General features: G+C 70.9%; 1 protein-coding gene. It reads right to left on the bottom strand.

Features of this window, described 5'->3' with window-relative positions; all coding sequences use genetic code 11:
* On the bottom strand, positions 1 to 2,126 hold a 2,126-nt coding region (locus AC2VON_RS02585; protein WP_486951535.1), incomplete at both ends, for a fatty acid synthase subunit beta domain-containing protein.

Raw genomic sequence — 2,126 nt, 5'->3', positions numbered from 1 at the left:
CGGTGTGGATCGGGTTGTGGTCGCCGGACACCACCGCGAACGGCCGCATGTCCGCCGGTGCGGTCATGGTGATGTCGCGACGGCGGCGGCGCGGGGTGTCGGTGGTGCCGCCTACGGCGGAGAACGCACCGCCGGCCCGGACCGGGTCGGTGAGCTCAGCGGCACCGGTGCGGCCGCGGATCGCGAACCGCTCCGCCAGGGTGGCCAGTACGGCGCCACCGGTTGCGCCAGTGTCGGCGATGGTCACCGAGACCGGGACGACACGGCCCACCTCGGTGTCGGTGACGGTGGAAACCGTTGCGGTGACCTTCAGTTGGGTCGGTGCGTCGGGCAGTGGACTCAGCAGGTGCACGGCGTGGTCCAGGTGCACCAGGGAAAGCAGACCCTCCACCACCGGGAAGCCCGTGTGGGTGACCGCCGAGCCGATGACCGCGAACACCGCGGGCCAGCAGCGCCCGACCAGCGCGTCGGGCACCGTGGACCGTCCCGGAGCCAGCGGTCCGCCGAAGGTGGCGGTGACGCCGGTGTGGTCGGCCACCTGTTCGGGGTCCCAGTCGACGGTCAGGTTGGCCGTGCCGTCATGTACCGGGGGCAGCGCGTCCGGCCGGTCGGCGCCGGCGGCGACGGCCAACACCGAGCGCATCGCCGCCGCGGCATCGCCGGCGGACACCAGCGGGGTGGCGCCGTCGGCGACGGTTGCCGGCAGAGTGAACCGGATGTCGATCCAGGTGCCCGACAACGGAACGCTCAGCGTCACCTGCTCGTCCGAGACGACCTCCAGCCGCGCCCCGGTGGACGGGTGGGTGGCGGTGCGGTTGTCATGCACCTGCCACTGGCCGGCGCCGGCGATGCGGTGTACCGGGTTGGCCGCGGTGCGGCCGGCCCACAGCACGTCGGGAACGTCGAGCATGACGGCCAGCGGCCCGGTGACACCGGCGCGACCCTGCCGGCGCGCGGTCACCGGCGCGGGCTGCGCCCCGGTCGACAGCAGCTGATCGACGGCTGTCTGCTCGAACCGGTCCAGCAGCTCGCCGACGGGTTCGTCGACGCCGGTGATGCCGGCCACCGATGCGGTCCCGGGGATGATGCACACCTGGTCGGCGTCGTAACGCGCATCGTGAGCCTGCCACAGTGAATCGCTGCGCCACCAGCGGCGCACGTCTTTGTCGATCACCGGGACGAAGTTGACCGGCTTGCCCAGCGTCTTGCACAGCGTCACGAAGAACGCCACGTCGGCAGGGTGCAGTTGCACGGTCTCGGCGTCGGGGTAGCGGGTCAGCAGGGTGGCGATGGCATCGGCCGGCCGTTCCAGCAGCTGCTCGTCGTTGAACAGCGTCTCGATGGAACCGAAATCTTGCTCGTGCAGCCGGGATTCAGCGCGCTGCAGCATTGCGCCGAATCGGTCTCGCCAGGTGTCGGCCAGCCACGGACTGTGCGGTGCGGCGCTGGGGGGGTATATAGCGGTGGAGTCCCCGTCGCCGATGCTCAACTCGACGTAGCGGCGCAGCCACTGAGCGTAGGTCATCTCGGCGGCGTCGCCGAAGTAGGGCTTGGCGGTGTTGGCCAACGCCGCGATGATCTCGTCGCGGCGCGCCGCGACCGCGCCGGCGTCGCCGGCGACCTGGTCGAGCAGCCGCCCGCACCGCGATGCGGCGTTGTCGATCTCGTGGATGTCCGCGCCGAGCTGGCTGCGGCTGGAAGCCATGCCGCCCCGGGCTTTTCCGGCGCTGATCCACTGGTCTGTGCCCTGCGTGTCGACGAGCATCCGCTTAACCGACGGCGAGGTGGTGGATTCTTGGGTGGCCATCGCGGCGGTGCCGACCAGGATGCCGTCGACGGGCATCGGCGGGAATCCGTGCGCTCTCGCCCAGTGGCCGCAAAGGTAGTCGGCCGCACGTTCGGGAGTGCCGATACCGCCGCCGACGCAGACGGTGATGTTCGGCTGCGAGCGCAGCTCCGAGTAGGTGGCCAGCAGCAAGTCGTCGAGGTCCTCCCAGGAGTGGTGCCCGCCGGCGCGACCGCCCTCGATGTGCATGATGACCGGCTTGGTGGGTACCTCCGCGGCGATGCGGACCACCGACCGGATCTGCTCCACGGTGCCCGGTTTGAACACCACGTGGCTGATG

It is taken from the genome of Mycobacterium sp. TH-M82, assembly GCF_057473605.1.
The sequence above is the reverse complement of the archived record's forward strand: the minus strand, read 5'-3'. Positions and strand labels throughout refer to the sequence as shown.